Source organism: Erwinia endophytica, from assembly GCF_009295515.1.
Taxonomy (GTDB): Bacteria; Pseudomonadota; Gammaproteobacteria; order Enterobacterales; family Enterobacteriaceae; genus Erwinia; species Erwinia endophytica.
Genome location: NZ_RQVV01000055.1, coordinates 1 through 16,233 on the forward strand (window position 1 = coordinate 1; position 16,233 = coordinate 16,233).

At 44.9% G+C, this 16,233-nt stretch carries 19 protein-coding genes and 1 pseudogene; 13 read left to right on the forward strand and 7 right to left on the reverse strand.

Features of this window, described 5'->3' with window-relative positions; translation table 11 throughout:
* The coding region (locus tag EH228_RS17155) for an IS6 family transposase (RefSeq protein WP_152322836.1) at positions 1–313 on the reverse strand (313 nt) is incomplete at its 3' end.
* A gap of 93 nt (positions 314–406) precedes the next feature.
* Here EH228_RS17155 and EH228_RS20930 point away from each other — a divergent pair.
* Complete coding sequence (locus tag EH228_RS20930; RefSeq protein WP_240116319.1) at positions 407–1,129, forward strand: topoisomerase C-terminal repeat-containing protein; 723 nt, start codon at positions 407–409, stop codon at positions 1,127–1,129.
* On the forward strand, positions 1,126–1,527 hold the full coding sequence (locus EH228_RS17165) for an H-NS histone family protein (protein ID WP_152322837.1): 402 nt from the start codon (positions 1,126–1,128) through the stop codon (positions 1,525–1,527). The genes EH228_RS20930 and EH228_RS17165 overlap by 4 nt, the downstream gene beginning before the upstream one ends.
* Before the next feature lie 173 nt (positions 1,528–1,700).
* Here the strand turns inward: EH228_RS17165 and EH228_RS20340 are convergent, their stop codons facing one another.
* On the reverse strand, positions 1,701–1,991 hold the full coding sequence (locus EH228_RS20340; RefSeq protein ID WP_204902672.1) for a hypothetical protein: 291 nt from the start codon (positions 1,989–1,991) through the stop codon (positions 1,701–1,703).
* A 366-nt stretch (positions 1,992–2,357) separates the two neighbouring features.
* On the opposite strand from EH228_RS20340, the gene EH228_RS17175 reads away from it, so the two are divergent.
* From EH228_RS17175 to EH228_RS17185, 3 genes are read left to right on the forward strand one after another with little or no spacing between them, the layout of a single operon-like run.
* Positions 2,358–4,229 (forward strand): type IV secretory system conjugative DNA transfer family protein, encoded by a 1,872-nt coding sequence (locus EH228_RS17175; protein WP_152322839.1) that lies wholly within the window; start codon positions 2,358–2,360, stop codon positions 4,227–4,229.
* Positions 4,230–4,238: 9 nt separating this feature from the next.
* Positions 4,239–4,985, forward strand: coding sequence for a MobC family replication-relaxation protein (gene mobC, locus EH228_RS17180; protein WP_152322840.1), 747 nt, complete (start codon positions 4,239–4,241; stop codon positions 4,983–4,985).
* Positions 4,978–5,505, forward strand: a complete 528-nt coding sequence (locus EH228_RS17185) for a phospholipase D family nuclease (protein WP_152322841.1) — start codon at positions 4,978–4,980, stop codon at positions 5,503–5,505. The genes mobC and EH228_RS17185 overlap by 8 nt, the downstream gene beginning before the upstream one ends.
* A 182-nt stretch (positions 5,506–5,687) precedes the next feature.
* On the opposite strand, the gene EH228_RS17190 is transcribed toward EH228_RS17185, so the two are convergent.
* A complete protein-coding gene (locus EH228_RS17190; protein WP_152322842.1) occupies positions 5,688–6,674 on the reverse strand; it encodes an ArdC family protein in 987 nt (328 codons plus the stop codon).
* Positions 6,675–7,443: 769 nt separating this feature from the next.
* Between EH228_RS17190 and parA the strand changes: the two genes are divergently transcribed.
* The 6 genes from parA to EH228_RS17220 all read left to right on the forward strand — a co-directional run bounded on the left by parA (position 7,444) and on the right by EH228_RS17220 (position 11,889).
* On the forward strand, positions 7,444–8,064 hold the full coding sequence (parA, locus tag EH228_RS17195; RefSeq protein WP_152322843.1) for a ParA family partition ATPase: 621 nt from the start codon (positions 7,444–7,446) through the stop codon (positions 8,062–8,064).
* A 44-nt stretch (positions 8,065–8,108) separates the two neighbouring features.
* Positions 8,109–8,336 (forward strand): plasmid partition protein ParG, encoded by a 228-nt coding sequence (locus tag EH228_RS17200; RefSeq protein ID WP_152322844.1) that lies wholly within the window; start codon positions 8,109–8,111, stop codon positions 8,334–8,336.
* 275 nt (positions 8,337–8,611) lie between these two features.
* On the forward strand, positions 8,612–9,103 hold the full coding sequence (locus EH228_RS17205) for an Hcp family type VI secretion system effector (protein ID WP_152322845.1): 492 nt from the start codon (positions 8,612–8,614) through the stop codon (positions 9,101–9,103).
* Positions 9,104–9,119: 16 nt separating this feature from the next.
* Entirely contained in the window at positions 9,120–9,479 is a 360-nt protein-coding gene (locus EH228_RS17210; RefSeq protein WP_152322847.1) for a tlde1 domain-containing protein, read from the forward strand.
* Complete coding sequence (locus EH228_RS17215; protein WP_152322848.1) at positions 9,476–10,018, forward strand: hypothetical protein; 543 nt, start codon at positions 9,476–9,478, stop codon at positions 10,016–10,018. The genes EH228_RS17210 and EH228_RS17215 overlap by 4 nt, the downstream gene beginning before the upstream one ends.
* 1,244 nt (positions 10,019–11,262) lie before the next feature.
* Complete coding sequence (locus EH228_RS17220) at positions 11,263–11,889, forward strand: recombinase family protein (protein WP_152322849.1); 627 nt, start codon at positions 11,263–11,265, stop codon at positions 11,887–11,889.
* Between the two features lie 16 nt (positions 11,890–11,905).
* Here the strand turns inward: EH228_RS17220 and EH228_RS17225 are convergent, their stop codons facing one another.
* The gene (locus EH228_RS17225) at positions 11,906–12,490 is read right to left on the reverse strand and encodes a DUF2913 family protein (RefSeq protein WP_152322852.1); all 585 of its coding nucleotides are present in this window, start codon (positions 12,488–12,490) and stop codon (positions 11,906–11,908) included.
* Positions 12,491–12,907: 417 nt separating this feature from the next.
* Between EH228_RS17225 and EH228_RS17230 the strand changes: the two are divergent.
* A pseudogene (locus tag EH228_RS17230) lies at positions 12,908–13,213 on the forward strand (Tn3 family transposase); the annotation flags it as partial.
* Positions 13,214–13,282: 69 nt separating this feature from the next.
* Here the strand turns inward: EH228_RS17230 and EH228_RS17235 are convergent.
* Entirely contained in the window at positions 13,283–14,464 is a 1,182-nt protein-coding gene (locus EH228_RS17235; protein ID WP_193323374.1) for an MFS transporter, read from the reverse strand.
* A gap of 419 nt (positions 14,465–14,883) precedes the next feature.
* The gene (locus EH228_RS17240; RefSeq protein WP_240116318.1) at positions 14,884–15,225 is read right to left on the reverse strand and encodes an ArsR/SmtB family transcription factor; all 342 of its coding nucleotides are present in this window, start codon (positions 15,223–15,225) and stop codon (positions 14,884–14,886) included.
* 463 nt (positions 15,226–15,688) lie between these two features.
* Between EH228_RS17240 and EH228_RS17245 the strand changes: the two genes are divergently transcribed.
* A complete protein-coding gene (locus EH228_RS17245) occupies positions 15,689–16,015 on the forward strand; it encodes an aspartate/glutamate racemase family protein (protein WP_152322851.1) in 327 nt (108 codons plus the stop codon).
* Here the strand turns inward: EH228_RS17245 and EH228_RS17250 are convergent.
* On the reverse strand, positions 15,997–16,233 hold a 237-nt coding region (locus tag EH228_RS17250), incomplete at its 5' end, for a DDE-type integrase/transposase/recombinase (RefSeq protein ID WP_152320829.1). The genes EH228_RS17245 and EH228_RS17250 overlap by 19 nt on opposite strands.

Genomic DNA, 16,233 nt, shown 5'->3' on the forward strand with positions numbered 1-16,233 from the left:
CGATGGTTTTCCCTGCGGTATCGACGGCCCGGTACAGGTATTTCCACTGTCCTCTGACTTTGATGTAGGTTTCATCCATTCTCCAGCGGCGCCCCACGGGGCGCTTATGCCGACGAAATGCTTTATCCAGTAACGGCACCAGACGGATGACCCAGCGATGAAGCGTGGCGTGGTCAACGACAACTCCGCGCTCAGCCATCATTTCCTCGATATTACGCAGGCTCAGGGCATAAGCGAGATACCAGCGTACACACTGAGCAATGATATCGACGGGATAATGCAGGCGTCGGAAAGATTTTCGGATCAAAGACATAGTCAGGAAACATTACAAAAAAAAACAGCATATTACCTGACTGTACCTTAATGCGACAGAACCCTTTTTACTGAGGCAACGTTACTCGCGACACTGGTTCGTGTCGCTGACTTTGTCGCTAATCCACGTATTAAGCAACTGCTCAAGGAAAAAGACAAAGACAAGAATGATGAACACGGCGGCATAGGCACACCGGCAACACGTGCCGCTATTATCGAGACGCTGAAAAAGCGGAACTATATCAGCGTAGAAAAAGGGAAATTTGTACCAACGGATGCCGGATTAGCATTAATAGATGCCCTTCCCGATTCCGTTACACAACCTGATATGACTGCCGTCTGGTCAGAAAAACAGGCGGCGATTGAAACCGGTCAAATGACTATTGAAAAGTTTATTGATGGCCTCTATGGTGAAGTTTCCCGCCTAGTTGAAAGCGCTGATATTAATATCAGCGCGACAGAAAACCAGACACCTAAAACCTCACTTGATCGCCTCACTGTTAAATGTCCATCATGTAACTCTGATTTAGTTATGACTGCAAAAGCCTGTAATTGCATTGGCTGTAAATTCAGAATTCGGCTTGAGCTTCGCGGTAAAAAGCTCACAAGCAAGCAGATTGAAACCATTATCAGCAAAGGGAAAAGCAGTGAGATAAAAGGATTTAAAAGTAAGAAAAATGATTCCACCTATTCGATGTTTGTCACGCTGGCAAACAAAGAAACAGGTGAATTGGGTTTTGAATATCCCCCCCGCGATGATAGCCAATCATCAAAAAAACCATCTACTAAAAATATGTCGAGAGAGTTAAAATCATGAACCATATCCAGGAAGAACTCACATCAGAACGCATTTTAAAAAAGTTTCTCCGTGAAAGTGACTTCACTTTTCTTGAGAAACTACGTGAGCGTATTTCATCAATCCTTGATGAAAAAAGAGCGGAACATATTGAACAGGAAAATCAACGGCATCAGCGTGAAGAAAAACGTAAAGAGCTGTTAGCGCTTATTGAGTCAGAAGGTTTTTCATTATCTGATTTCGCAGATGATAAGCCAGTCAAAAAAACCACCAAACGCAAACCTAAATATAAGTATTCTGAAAACGATAAAATAAAATACTGGTCAGGCGTCGGGCATATGCCCGTCTTTATTAAGAGAGAGATTGACGCCGGGAAAACGCTGGAGAGCTTTCTAATTACAGGTGACTCATATGAATAACCCTTTCTTAAAAATCCTCGTTATAGCGGCTATGGCAATTTCGACGGTTTTATTCCTTTATTTTTTCAAAGGATGAAACCCAAACGGGGTGGGCAAATGGCACATTTGGGCGAGTCCGACGCAGGGCATGGCGTTTTTGATGTGGCCGTTGACCTGTCTTTTAGGCTGCACTGTTACGAGGATGGCGATTCAATTTTGAAAAAATTGCTAATCGACAGACCGTAAAAGCGCAGTGGTGAGAGGTGAGTAAATTCAATTTCAAAGAAATTGTTAATTTGCGTCACCGAACCCACTTTTTGAGCGTCCGCCCAAAGCGGGTCGAAAAAAGCCGGGGGGAGCCGCAAAAAATTTGCCGCCCCAGCGAGCAAATAGGCATCCCCAGATGCCGATTTTTGTGGGGGGCTTGCCCCGCACACCGTCGGGCCTAAGTCTCCGGCCAAAAGCCGGTAGCGTGGCGCGACCACCCCCTTTAAAGCCTAGTTTCCCTTTAATTCGCTTTGGGAGGAACGACCAAAGAGAAGAAAAGGGTTAAAACAGGCGTCTTAAAGGGGGTGGTCGCGCGTAGCGCGCGACGGTGTGCCGCCCTTGACCTTCGGGGGTTTTGTTGCAGCGTCCAGCGGAAACATTACCCCCTTGTGACATGTAATAAGGGCGTCCAGCCCGCATGAAATGGCACATTCCTTCAGAGCCGGGAAGTATACCTCCCGGCTCATGGCCGCATCGCGGCCACGGCCTTTAGCCTCATGCCTTCGCCGCCTTTATTCACCGCACATAGTGCGGCGGGATAATGCGGCGATTGTATGCGGCGAGAATCCTTTAAGGAGAATATCGTGATATTCGACAGACTTAATCATTTGCTGTCACCGATAGCAAATGGTGTGTTGTGGTTTTTTAGCTTTTTGCAAAGCCATCAAATGATTTTAGCTTTGCTGTCGGGGATTATGCTGCCATTCATGTTTTCGATTAAACATGGTGAGCATGAAAAAGCGCCATTCTGGAAAAAATGGCTAATCCTTTTTTCGATGATTTGTTTTGCTTTCGGCACTATAGCACCAGTACCAATCTGGCTGCTGGCGCAGATGTACTCAGGTCACCATGTTGTCGATCCACCTGTTTTTACATGGTCAATATCTCTTGCATTTACTGTCGCCGGTTTTATCGTGCATATCCTTCTGAGACGATTAATCTCGCCGGAACTGGATAAAGCGAAACGCAGCCTTGTTAAAAAAACCAGCATGGAAAGAGATGCCAGAACGGATGTAAGGAAGGTAAAAGCCCTGTTGCCCGAAACGGCTGAATATGATCCGATGGATTATATTGACTTAGATAAAGGTATTTTTATCGGGCTAAGTAAAGAGCAGGTTCCCCAGTACATCCCTTTAAAAGAATGGCAGACTCAGCACGCAGACATTATTGGTACTACCGGCGCGGGTAAAGGTGTTGCCTCCGGTATTTTGCTTTATCAAAGCATTCTGGCAGATGAAGGTGTTTTTGTTCTTGATCCTAAAAATGATGAATGGGCACCTCATCTTTATAAAAAAGCATGTGCTGATGCGGGTAAGCCATTCGTCCTGATTGATCTGAATAAAACTGAGTATCAGTTAAACCTGATTGATGGCATTTCATCAGAACATCTTGAAGAATTGTTTGTCGCCGGTTTCAGTCTGGCTGAAAAAGGTGAGGCAGCAGATTTTTATCGAATTGATGACAGAAAGGCCGCAAGAACGGCAGCGCAGTTTGTGAATACAAACTCCGGCGCAACCATTCGTGATATTTATAATGGTGATTATGTTCAGGGTATTGGCGAAACGATAAAAGCGTTTCATGGAAAAACGGAAGAACTGGCAATGCTGAACAGCATTAACGCGCCGGGTGGTTTTTCCCTGAAAGAAATTTTTGAGAAAGGCGGTTGCTGCTACATTATCGGCTCTATGCGCAACTCTAAAATCATTACAGCACAGCGTATGATTTTAGTTCGTCTTTTCCAGCTTGCTGAATTACGTGACCGTGTCGCCGGTGATGTTCGCCCGATTGCCATATTTAAAGATGAGGTTAAATATCATCTTTCAAAACCGGCTCTCGAAGGATTAGGCGCGGCACGTGATAAAGGTGTGCATATTATTATGGCGCACCAGTCTATAGCCGATTTAAGAGACTGCCCCGCCGATTTAAATGGTGATGCTGTTGTCGGTGCCGTTGTTGAAAACTGTAAATTCAAACTGGTTTATAAACTGCAAGACCCCGACACGGCGGAATGGGTTGCAAGGATGTCCGGCACTATTTTAGTTGATGATGAAAGCCGCAAGGTAACAACAACCTCAGTGCTGACTGAAAAAATTGATAATGAGCGAACGATTCGACAGGCTGAGAGCTATTACATTGACAGTAATATGCTCCAGAATCTGCCTAAGTTTGTCAGCTACATTTTCAGCGCTAATGCGCTTGCTTTTCCTTCGTTAATTTCACCTCTGAAAGTGAAGAAACAACCGCTTGAGATTTTCACTATTCCCCCTGCCCTTATCGGTTCCGTGCCGGAAGTGAAACAGGTACTGGATTTTGATGATGCGCCCGTTAAATCCCAGGAACTGCCGCAGAAAGATATTTTAATTCATGAAAGTCATAAGCAAGAACCGACACACGCTGGCCCCGATAAGAAAGACTCTGATGATGATCAGGAAACCTTTTCCCTGCTGGATTTTTAAGGAGGAATCATGCTGATAGCAAGCCACAGCGAACGCCGTGAGCGAAACAATGAAAAAATCCGAATTCTGTTAAATTTCCTCAAAGAGGAAACCTACAGCGATTATCAGACGCTGAAATTATTATTTGGATTCAAGCACCACAAATCACTTTATGACTTACTCGATAAAGTTACGCGCATGGGGTTAATTCAAAAACATACGCTTGAATCACGCGCCAGCAAAATAGCATTGTGGGGAATAACAAACGACGGACTCGCCGTTGTTCTTATGCCTGACGATAAAGTCATGCCAGCCAGATTTGAGCCATCAAAGATAACAGGCTGGTCGCTGGATCATCATCTCGATAACCAGTTAGTACGCCTTACACTTGAGCAGAAAGGCGCGGCAAACTGGATTAATGGTGATCGCTCCACGTTCCTGAATCAGTTTAACGTTAAACACCGTCCCGATGGATTGATGACGCTGCCGAACGGCACTGTCATTGCCGTTGAAACGGAACGCAGACTGAAAACCAAAGCGCGTTATCAGTCGATTATGGCCAGCCATCTTATGGCCCGTGCGGAAAAACACTGGATCTTCGTTTTTTATGTTGTCCCGGACGAACAGAAAAAACGCGCATTGCAGGTAATTTTTGACAGTATCACGCATGTGATAGTTAAAAATCAGCACGTCACTCTTGAAGAAAAACATCGCAATGTTTTTCGTATCTACACAGCGGAAGATCTGCAAAAAATGGAGCTGAATCACTATGCGTAAATCGATTTTTATTATGCTGGCCGTCACGCTGGCATTTCCTTCGTTTTCCCGCGCCGCGCCTGTTGTCTCAGTCGGTTTTACACCCTCCGGGAGCCAGAGCGCCCAGCACGTTGTCCTCGGCGCTATCAGTGGTGCAAAAAAAAGCGTTGATGTGGCGGCGTACAGCTTCACCAGTAAGCCTGTTGCAGCCGCACTGGTTGCCGCCAAAAATCGCGGTGTGTCTGTCCGGGTCGTGGCCGATGAAAAGGCCAATAACGACAGGTACACCGCCGTTACGTTCCTGGCAAATATGGGCGTACCGGTACGCCTCGATGCGCAGTACGCGATAATGCACAATAAGTTTATGGTCGTGGATGGCGACACAGTGCAAACAGGGTCATTCAATTACACCGCCAGCGCCGCAAGGCGCAATGCCGAAAACGCACTCCTGGTGCAGGGTGCTCCGGAGCTGGCAAACACTTACCAGGCCGAATTTAACCGCTTGTGGAGCGAGTCAGCGCCACTGGCAAGCCGGTATTAGACGTGCATCAGTTATTTTGATTATTTCGGGGTTTTTACCTTGCACCGGTCGCAGATTTAGGACGCTGGTCTGCTGCGACCGGCGACAGCGTGAAATGATAAAAAACATCAACTTATTGTTATAAAGTGATGTTTTGCCATCCTTCAGAAATTTTGAAGCCCTGCGGTGCAGGGCTTGACCTTTCAGCAGTCAATCAGGAATTGATGCGCTTTAGTGGCGGCACTGGCCGCTTTAAAAATATAACGCTTATCGCCTCTCAGTGCTTTCAGCCAGGAAGCAATATAGCTTTCGTGCTGAACCTCCCCTATCACACCAAGATCGGCCATCAGGAATGCGCTTCCAAGTTCGGCGATCAGTTCTTCAAAAGCATACCCCTCTGAGCCAAATTTCCCCCCTTTCTCACGATTTAAACGACTCTTGGCACCTGTCCAGTGAACCAACTCATGCAAGCCGGTAGCATAGAAATTTGCGGCATCAGCGAAAAGATGACGCTCCGGTAGCCAGATTTCATCTGTGGCCGGGCGATAAAATGCCTGCTGGCCGCGCTCGGTAATGTTTGCGCCGGTACGCTGGAAAAGGTTTTCTACCTGCGGCAGCGGGTCAAATTCCGTTACCGGCTGCGGGTCGATTTCGGCGCTATTCTCGGCGCCCATTTTCAGGCCGTCGATTTGCTCGATGTTGAAGACGGTGAAGGATTTCACCATCGGGATTTTTTCGATCTGGCCGTCTTCCGCTTCTTTCTCAAGCGTCTTGTAAAAAATCGCAGTTGTACCGGTTTCCCCCTTGCGAACCTGAGCACCCAGCTCCTGGGCCTGCTTATAGGTGAGCCAGCGTGAGTCCTGAAAACCCTGCTTTGCCGCGCTGCACCACAGCAACATGATATTGATTCCGCTATATGCGGTGCCGGTACTGTAGTTTGACGGGATACCCGACATCATACCGTTACGTTTCCAGGGGCATACCCACGGCTTAACACCGCTTTCCAGCGCCTCAATGAGGTTGTCAGTTACGATCTGATAAATATCGGTTTTGGGTTTGGGTTTGGGTTTGGGTTTGGGTTTGGCTTTAGCAAATTTCGTTTTTGAGGAGCCTGACTGCTCCAGCGGGGATACGCTGGTCGCCGGTGAGGTTTTAGGGGCGGTTGTTTGTGTATGCAGGTTCATAGTCATGGCTGTTTCTCCGTCAGTGTGAATTTCGTCTTCGTATCGCCTGACGGTTCGGTCTCCAGGAGTCGTTCTGGCCATCAAGGGCGCGGAGCGTGCTATTTACCCTTGAGGGCCAGGTTGTGACGGGGAACGATTACCGGAAGCCTGATGCGAAGGTGAAAGGCAACACAGGAGAAAATGACTATGTGCATACACGAACTTAGCGCCCCTTAATCCGCACTGGTGAAATGCAGTTAAAGGAAAAAAAAGCGGTATAGCCGCTTAATCAATATGTTGTATCGGTCGTATCTAACAGACATACTACATGCTGTGTCGGACAGGGCGGGTTCCGATAACCGTGGGATGCGTTCTACCCCGCCCCGTTCCGGCCATTCGGTTAAATTCCATAACGGATTGATTTACCCGTCCACGATTTTCCGCCAGCGCAGTTTTTTACCCGCTTTTTTTGGTGCAGATAAGAGCCATTATGTTAAATGGCAAAATTAAGCGGTACTTTTGAGGCGTTGGCCGTTACCGCGTCACGTAGTGATAAAAAGATCATCTTTACCCTCACATCTTCCTGATAAATCACCTTCCTTAAATTTCGCTCACAACGCACCAAATTAGTACAAAATTAACAAATGTATAACAATTATTTTTTTTACCTCAAAACCACCCTAAACACCTAATTTCAGATCATTACACAAAAGCATATTTACACATTTGTGTTTTTGTGTATAATTGACACATAAACTCAAAAACACATTTGAGTAAAAAAACAAAAGAGGTGGATATGAAGATTATTGCCTTTCTGAACCCCAAAGGGGGATCAGGTAAAACAACGGCGGCAATAAATATCAGTAGTTGCCTGGCTAAAGCGGGAAAAAAAATTGCGGTAGTCGATACCGATCCGCAAATGAGCCTGACGAACTGGAATAAAGCAGAAAAAGCCAATTTTGATGTTTACACCGCATCATCTGAAAAAGACGTTTACCAAGTCAGAAAGGATCTAGCTGAATACGATTACGTCATTATCGACGGTGCCGGATCGTTATCCGTTATTACGTCAGCAGCCGTTATGGTCAGTGACCTTATTATCATACCTGTAACGCCAAGTCCGCTCGACTTTTCAGCCGCCGGTTCTGTTGTAACTGTACTTGAGGCGCAAGCATACAACCGGCCTGTTGAAGCCCGTTTTCTTATAACGCGAAAAATTGAGCAAGCGACAATGCTGAATGTATTAAAAGAAAGCATTGCACAAACCGGCATCAAGGCATTTAAAACAGCAATTACGCAGCGTCAGAGTTATGTGAAATCTGTCCTGGATGGTGAAAGCGTTTTTAATACAAATGATGGTGCGGCAAAAGGAGAAATTGATGTTTTGACACGGGAAATCACCGACATATTTGCATAAATACACAAATACACAAATACACAAATACACTTAAGAGGTAAATCATGGCACTAAAGCAACAGAATACACCTAAAACCATGACGTTTGGTGAGCACCGAGACCTTGAAAAGGTGGTAAATAATGCACCAATGGAAAAACAGAAACGGGTTAACGTGAACCTCGATGAATCCGTACATGTGCGCTTTAAAGCGGCATGTGCAAAGCAGGGGACATCTATCAGTGACGTGATTAAAGATCTGGTCGATAACTGGTTAAAGGACAATAACTCATAAACTCATTTGAGAGTTTGAGTAAATGCGTAAAAAGGGCGTAATGGCTAAGATTTACGAATTTCCGCAAAGGAAGGCTCACTGTACACTAAAGAAAAAAGCAGCACTAAATAAGCGCAAAGAGCAGGCGCTCAAAACAGGTAGCGGGGTTTGAGGTCCAACCGTACGTTTTCGTTCCATTGGCCTTCAGACCCCAACACACAGTTTTCTCTAATTGAGTAATCATCAAAACATCTTTATAATAATTGATGTAATTTAATGAAATGGAGTTTTATTCTATGGCTATTCCAGTTTATCTCTGGCTTTATGATGGTGCAGGCAATTTAATCAAAGGATCAGTTGATATTATTGGGCGTGAACACAGCATTGAAGTTATCGCATTACGCCATTCTGTAGAAATACCAACAGATGACAATACGGGTAAAATAACAGGCTCACGCATACACCAATCTTTCAGTCTCGACAAAGAGATAGATTCATCATCACCCTATATCTATAAAGCATTAACAACAGGTGAAAACTTAAAAAATGCAGAATTTAAATATTATCGTATAAATAACGCAGGTCAGGAAGAAAACTATTTTACAGTGACATTGGAAAATATAAAAATTGAATCCAATATTTCACTTATGTACGATATAAAAGATTCATATGGAGAAAATAAAAATCATCTTGAATGTATAGATCTAGGATATGAAAAAATCACATGGCATTATGTTGATGGGAATATAATTCATTCTGATAGTTGGAATTATCGTTCTGTAGCGTAATATGAGGATATAATATATGACATGGACTTATAAGCAAAGCAGCGGGGAGCTTTTTCATAACGGTCAATTTATTGAGAAGGGTTATTCTGGCAGAATGACTAACAAAAACAACCCTGATCGCCAACAGGTAAGAGGATTAGGGCCGTTACCCAGGGGAATATATCGAATTAGCGGCCAATCTAATTCAAAGGGGCCAATGACTATTATTCTTGTTCAAACGTCGGGAGAAAGTTTTGGCAGAAGTGCTTTCCGTATACATGGAGAGAAAGTAAGCGGCGTACCTGGATGGGCGTCGGAGGGTTGTATTATTATGGGACCAAAAACCAGACGACGTATTCTTGATTCAAACGATAACACTTTAGAGGTTATCAGATGAAATATTTAATTTTATTGTTTCTCACTGTTATGTCATCAGGTGTAACTTATGCAATAATGCCTGATGACATAATAAATGGAAAAAGGAATGTGATATTAAATGATGATGATTTTAACACATTTCTAATAGGGGTGCGTGATGGTGACAGAAAATGGTTAAGAACAGTACCCCGCGTATCTGAATATATACCATCGAATAAGAGTAATGAATTAAGAGATGCATTGAGTTTATCTATAATAAAATCCCCATCAGAAACAATTAATGTTTTAAATGAAATTGATAAAGTTATTTCAGATAAAGGACACTCAATGCCAAGAGATAAATTTGGTTCTGATTCAGTGTGTCTGACCATGATTGATATTAACAGATACGACAGGGAATCTTTTTTTAAATATTATCACTTGGCTGAATCAAGTCTGAAAAGGACAGGTGTAAAAGGTAAACACTGCCTTGATATTATGAACTCATATGTAGAGGAAATAAAATATGAAGAAAAGGAAAGAAAAATGAAGTGGGGATCTGAGAAGTATATTTATTAGGGGGAAGTTTTATTTCTCTCTCCAAAGAAGCCGCTGACGCGGCTTTTTTGTGTCTAGAAAACCCCCAGCTAGGCCTAGGGGTTTGTTCGCTCCCACTGGGCCCAATGGGAGCGAAGCTGCGATTTGCGACATCTGGGCTATGTCCGCAACCGGTCGGTATCGGACAGGCATAATGATGCCATCCGAAACTAAGCAAAATGACTTTCGGACGCACCATCCCATTCGTACACCATTTTCGGACAATTTAGTGTCTCAAACGAAACATGACCAAAACTGATTTATAACAATGAGTTGTTATAAATGTCGCATTTTTCAGCTTCACTCCCACTAGGCCCACTGGGCCAATGGAGCGGAAACGTACGTTAATAACGTAACAATATGATTTTATGTCTATAAATTCATGATGCTGCCGAACAGGTTTACGTTGATTTGATTACCGGGTTTCTTAACTTAACGCGGGAAGTGCTCGAAACTGCATGGATACTGGCATCAATGAAAAGAGTAAACAAAAACCTCATTTTTTACTCGCTAAATTTTCAGACAACCTTCCTCGCCTGGCGTGAGTTTTCGTTCGACTGAGAATCAGACCCCTATGAGCGGCCCTCAGACGATTTCAAATGCTTGGCCCTGTAGTCTAATATCTTCCGTAAAAGTCTTCTTAGAATCGTTTACAGCGCGTTTTGGTGTTATGCGCTTGCGCATGATAGGCGGCATATAAAACTAAAATATTTCACCACTGTGAATCCGCCGATGCCCGGCTTAGCCGGTGCGGATTAATAGGGATCGCCTATCCGGGGTTTGACGCTCAACGGAACGGTTTCACACGTTAAGCCTATTTTTTCCGATAAATCAAAACATTATGGACAGCCAAAAACGGTGTCTTTTTAATCGGAAAATGGCATTTAACCGACACCAGTGTCCATTAATCGATTTTTCAGACGACCTTTCTCGCCTAGCGTGAGTATTCGTTCGACTGAGCATCAGACCCCTGTCACGTTGAAAATGCCGGCCTTTGAATGGGTTCACTGTGCTGCTCCATCAGCAAAAGGTGGCAATGCAAATATTAGCTTCCTAATATTTTAGGAGAAAATAATTCCAGCGTGTTTAGTGAAGCAGCATTCAAGTGATGACATTAGGGTATAGCCTAATGTCATCATCCAGTTCCCTGTGCAAAAAGCTTTAAGTCATTACTTATATGTCATATAGTTATTTTTCATCACCTATATGTCACAGAAGGTTAAAAAATGTACATATTTGCCTATCTTCGGGCTTCCACTCTTGAACAGGATGCCGGTCGCGCAAAAAAACGCCTGGAGCAGTTTGTCCAGGATCGAGGGCACAGGATTGCCAGTTGGTATGTGGAAAATGTATCAGGCGCGTCACTTCAGCGACCCGAACTCATGCGACTGCTGGAAAACGCGGCACCGGGTGATGCCATTTTAATTGAACAGGTCGACCGGCTGTCCCGCCTGGATGACGCTGGATGGGCAAAATTAAAAACAATGATCAGTGAAAAACATCTGTCAGTGATCAGCCTCGATTTACCAACCAGTCATGTTGCACTGGACAAACAGACTGGTGATGATTTTACCGCCGCCATGCTTCGCGCTATCAATGGAATGATGCTGGACATGCTGGCGGCCATTGCACGAAAAGATTATCAGGATCGGCGACGCCGTCAGGACGAAGGTATACAGAAAGCGAAAATGGAGGGTAAATTTCGGGGCCGCCAGGCTGATACAGCAATGCATGCCGATGTTATTAAACTGCGCATCCAGAAAGGCCTCAGTATCCGGGAAACGGCCAGACTGTGTGGCGTGTCTCCCCGGACTGTCATCAGAATAACCAAAAGCCATGCAGACATCAGTTAATGCGTGGCCAGACTGGTTATTTTTTCAGGTCGCTACCATTCCCGGAAAGCAGCGTATAGAGGTACGGAAGATCGGGGTCATCCGGACAGGCCTCAGCCCGCCAGCCACAGCGTGCAAACAACTGCTGCAATCCGGCAATATTGCCTGTCAGCCTGCACTTGAGTGGATTTATCTGGCCACCGTCATCATTGAAAGCTATATCGAGAGACGAACGGGACAAAAATATACCATTCAGTGTCGTATTTAATGTCACTGCATGCCGCCCTGACCACTCCCGTTCGCTGAGCAGCCGGTAGTTCCAGTGCATGTCCTTCGCGGTCTCCAGAGCAAAAGTCAGCCTGAACAGATCATTCTGTTCGGACAGCTCACCGGCACAGGAGCGCCAGAGATATTCCAGTTTATGCCGCATTTTTGCACCCACACCGGATGTGCGCCCCTGTTTCAGCAGCCAGGTAATATCCGGCGCCACCTCTCGGGGAAAACGGTGCTGTTTCAGTGCTGTAGCCAGCCAGCGGATAATAAACACGTTTTCCTGTGATTCTGAATGCACCCGGCCATCCTGTCTGGCCAGATGAAGGGCGATTATGGCGCACCAGGCCATATGGGCGGTTTTCTCTGTCAGTGATTCAGTACTCAAAAGTAGTCCTTTCCCTGTAAGCTCTTTACAGAGAGAATAATAGCGAATGATGTATTTTAACTGAATGTTTTGAAAGATTATTTTCTATGCGTTTACGCATGAAGGCGACAGATGTGCCGTCAGAGGATGGCAGTGGACAGTGTCGCCGGTGACGCAGCGCAGTCGCCCTGTTTCGACAGGTTTCTCGGGGTTTGACGCTCAACGGAACGGTTTCACACGTTAAGCCTATTTTTTCCGATAAATCAAAACATTATGGACAGCCAAAAACGGTGTCTTTTTAATCGGAAAATGGCATTTAACCGACACCAGTGTCCATTAATCGATTTTTCAGACGACCTTTCTCGCCTAGCGTGAGTATTCGTTCGACTGAGCATCAGACCCCAATACCGGCATAAGTTACCCAGATGGATCTTTTTTGCAAATCAGGGTGAATTCACGACCGGTGATTACGAAGAGATCATGAATAAGGCCAGCGCCCTGAGCTTGGTATCCAATGCAATCCTGTACTGGAATACATCAAGAATAAGCAATATTGTTAGAGGGTTACGTGAAAATGGTGAAATTATAGATGATGACGTATTAGCCCATATCTCTTTACTACCCTATAAACACGTATTACCCAATGGCACTTATTTTGTTGATGGAGAACCTTACGGTACTGAGCCTTCCGAAAGGGCAAAACCGTAAGTTTCTGTTCAAATGCTCCCGCTGGTCCATCTATTAAAACTCAACCGGCTTACCGAGATGCTTATTGATTCACTGCGAGCGTGCTTCATGCGCCACTCGTCGCTCATCCTTTAGAATTAATGTGATAAGTGCGCCAATTAAAGAAAGCGACCCCGCAAGAATGAAGACTCCCTGAAGTGAACCAAACCAACTCGGAATTTGTCCTCCAACGACATTACCAAATGTCGTGCCCAAGCCGAGAAAAACATTTGCAATTGCAAATACCTTAGTGCCAGAACGAGAATCCACGGTCTTGCTGATATAAGCAGGGATAAGTCCATAAACAGCATAAAATGAAAGGCCGAAGCAAATGGCTGATGCACGCAGATGCCAAGTTTCAGAATTAACCGCGACCAAAAATGCGGAGCACGCAAGTGCAATATAAGACAGAATCAGCGCGAACTTAATGCCGACCTTATCGGCGATTACTCCGGCAAGGAATCCGCTGAATAACCCCAGAGCGCCAATTATTGACCAGAGATGCCCTACAACAGCCAATGATTGGCCATGCTCTGTAGTTAGAAAGCTCGAAAGGTAGTTTTGCCATGGACCACAAGCCATTCCACACAAAGCAAGCAGAGTCCAAACCATTAGATTTCGGACTGTGGCAATTTTACTTGCTCCCATTGGCTGGACATTGCTTGTCTTATTGAGCGGTACATTGCGGACGAAAATTTCCGGCACCATGAATTTAAGAGCCACTAACCCCATTGCAGTGATTAGGAGCGATGCCGAGCCTGCAGTAAACCAGATTAATCGCCAGCTATGATCGGGTAGAAGCCATGGCACTATCATTCCATTAGCAAGTTGTCCATATGCGGTGCCGCTCGATATCAAACCATGTACGCGAGATTGAAAAGCGAAAGGCACGCTCTGCGTTACTGCATCGACGGTAGGGATCATCATGAAAGCCGCTGTCATGCCAAGTCCCATAAGAACGATCCCAGCCTGAAAGGTATTCTGAACTGCGGCGAGGCTCATTAGCAGCAGTGCTGCTGCTGCAGTCCCGCTGATGATGACTCGACCGGTACCAAACCGATGAGTTATGGATGGACAAAGAAGGGAGGCGATTAGAAAAGAGATTTGAGCAGCGCCGGTGATGATACCCATGGTTGCATATTCGAAACCAAGTGACTTACGCATTACTGTGGAGAGAAGGGAAAACAGGTAGAAACCGAAACCGAACACGATTGAGCAAAAAAGTGTGAACACGATTGCTACGCACGCAGTACGCGCGAGTTCTTGTTTTCTGGATGGAATAACACGTCTTGTCCGCACAACTGCCTCATATTAAAAAAAAATCTATATAGAGTTATTTCTATATAGAAAGGCGAGTTGTGTCAAGGTTAGAGGTGGTTGCTCAAGATTTGAGACAGCCATTTGTCCTGTATCTGAAGAAGTTATCGGCGTTAGGACTTTCATTTTATCTATGAAAAACTGTACAGTTTGCTTCAATTGAAAGTCTCGCGACTGGCCCAATGACCGTCAGCCTGCCTCAATTACTTGAGGTCTCAGATGGGAAGCACGAGTGTTCTGGCGTGCGACTTAGAGTTATTGCAACTGCCTAGACCGCGACAGTTCTGCTGATTGCAAGTCCTGGGGAGAGATGAATTACAATTTTGACATTTTTCTTAGTACTGTGGCCGCAGAACATCGCCAAGTTCATTTAAGCAGCGATCAATTGAGGGGGTGTCAAGCTTGTAGTAAACCCAATTCTTAATCCTCTTGGGGACGACCAATCCCGCCTTCGCCAATGTTTGCATATGAAATGTCACTGTAGGCTGACTCAAGCCAATTTTCTTGGTGATGAACCCGACGCAGACACCGTCGTCCACAAGATCTCCATCCCGTTGAGGAGGAAAATTAGCTTTCGGATCGGTTAGCCATATCAGGATCCTGAAGCGATATTGGTTTGAAAGAGCGTGAAGAGCTTCCTGTAACCGCTTCTCATCAGTATTTGTAGAATTCATCATAAAATTTAAATTTCTCCTTGACAGATCCCTGAGTAGAGTATAGGTTTTCTATATCGATTTATATGAATATAGATTCTATACAATATAGGATATCCGAAGTTGTTAAGGATCACAAACGTTCACCGCATAATGGGTGTCGATGATAAGACTTGATCTAATTCAGCTAGGATCGGCCTCACCAAAAACAACAAGATGTTCCCTATTTTTCGTGCTTAAACAATTACGTAAATCAACAATACCTACAGAAAATTTGGAAGCTTGATAAAAACCAAACACGATCACTCTGAATAATAATTGATTAGGTGTAGAAAAATTATTTTTTCTGTTGGCTCATCTTTATTCATAAAAGATGTTCTATATCTGCAAGCGGATTTATTAATTGCTGGGCGGTGGTTCCTATATTAATTCTCGATAGCGAGTATGGGCTCGTGCGCAGCTTGCGTATCTGAAAAATGGAGGTCATATGCTTGGTGTTATTGGTCTTGATACTGGTTTTCCTAAATATCCTGGACATGTTCGTAATCCATCTACGTTTAGATTCCCAATTACTGTTGAAGCTGTAAAGGGAGCAACAACAGAACGCCTTGTTGGTCAGGCAGATGCATCGCTAGAAGACTTATTCGTTGGTGCAGCTAAAAGGTTAGTAGATCAGGGAGCAACAGTCATAACCGGGGGCTGCGGCTACATGATTCTATTTCAGAAAGCCATAGCTGCAGCGGGGTTCTGTCGCATTAACGACAGCAGACCGGCAGAAAATGCGCTGCCTGGTTTTCAGGCAGCCAGAAGGTAAAACTGTTCTGCCGGCGACAATCCGTCCCCGTCAGGATGAGCATACTGACCCTTGCGTATCATATGAACCAGCTCAATACCCGCAAGGACAGCCTGCACCCGGCGGAATGATTTGAATCCCAGCATCTGTCGTATCCGGCGTTTGATATTACGGTGATCCTGCTCAACCAGATTATTCAGGCACTTATTCTGTCTGACCTTTATGCAGTCATCGGCCTC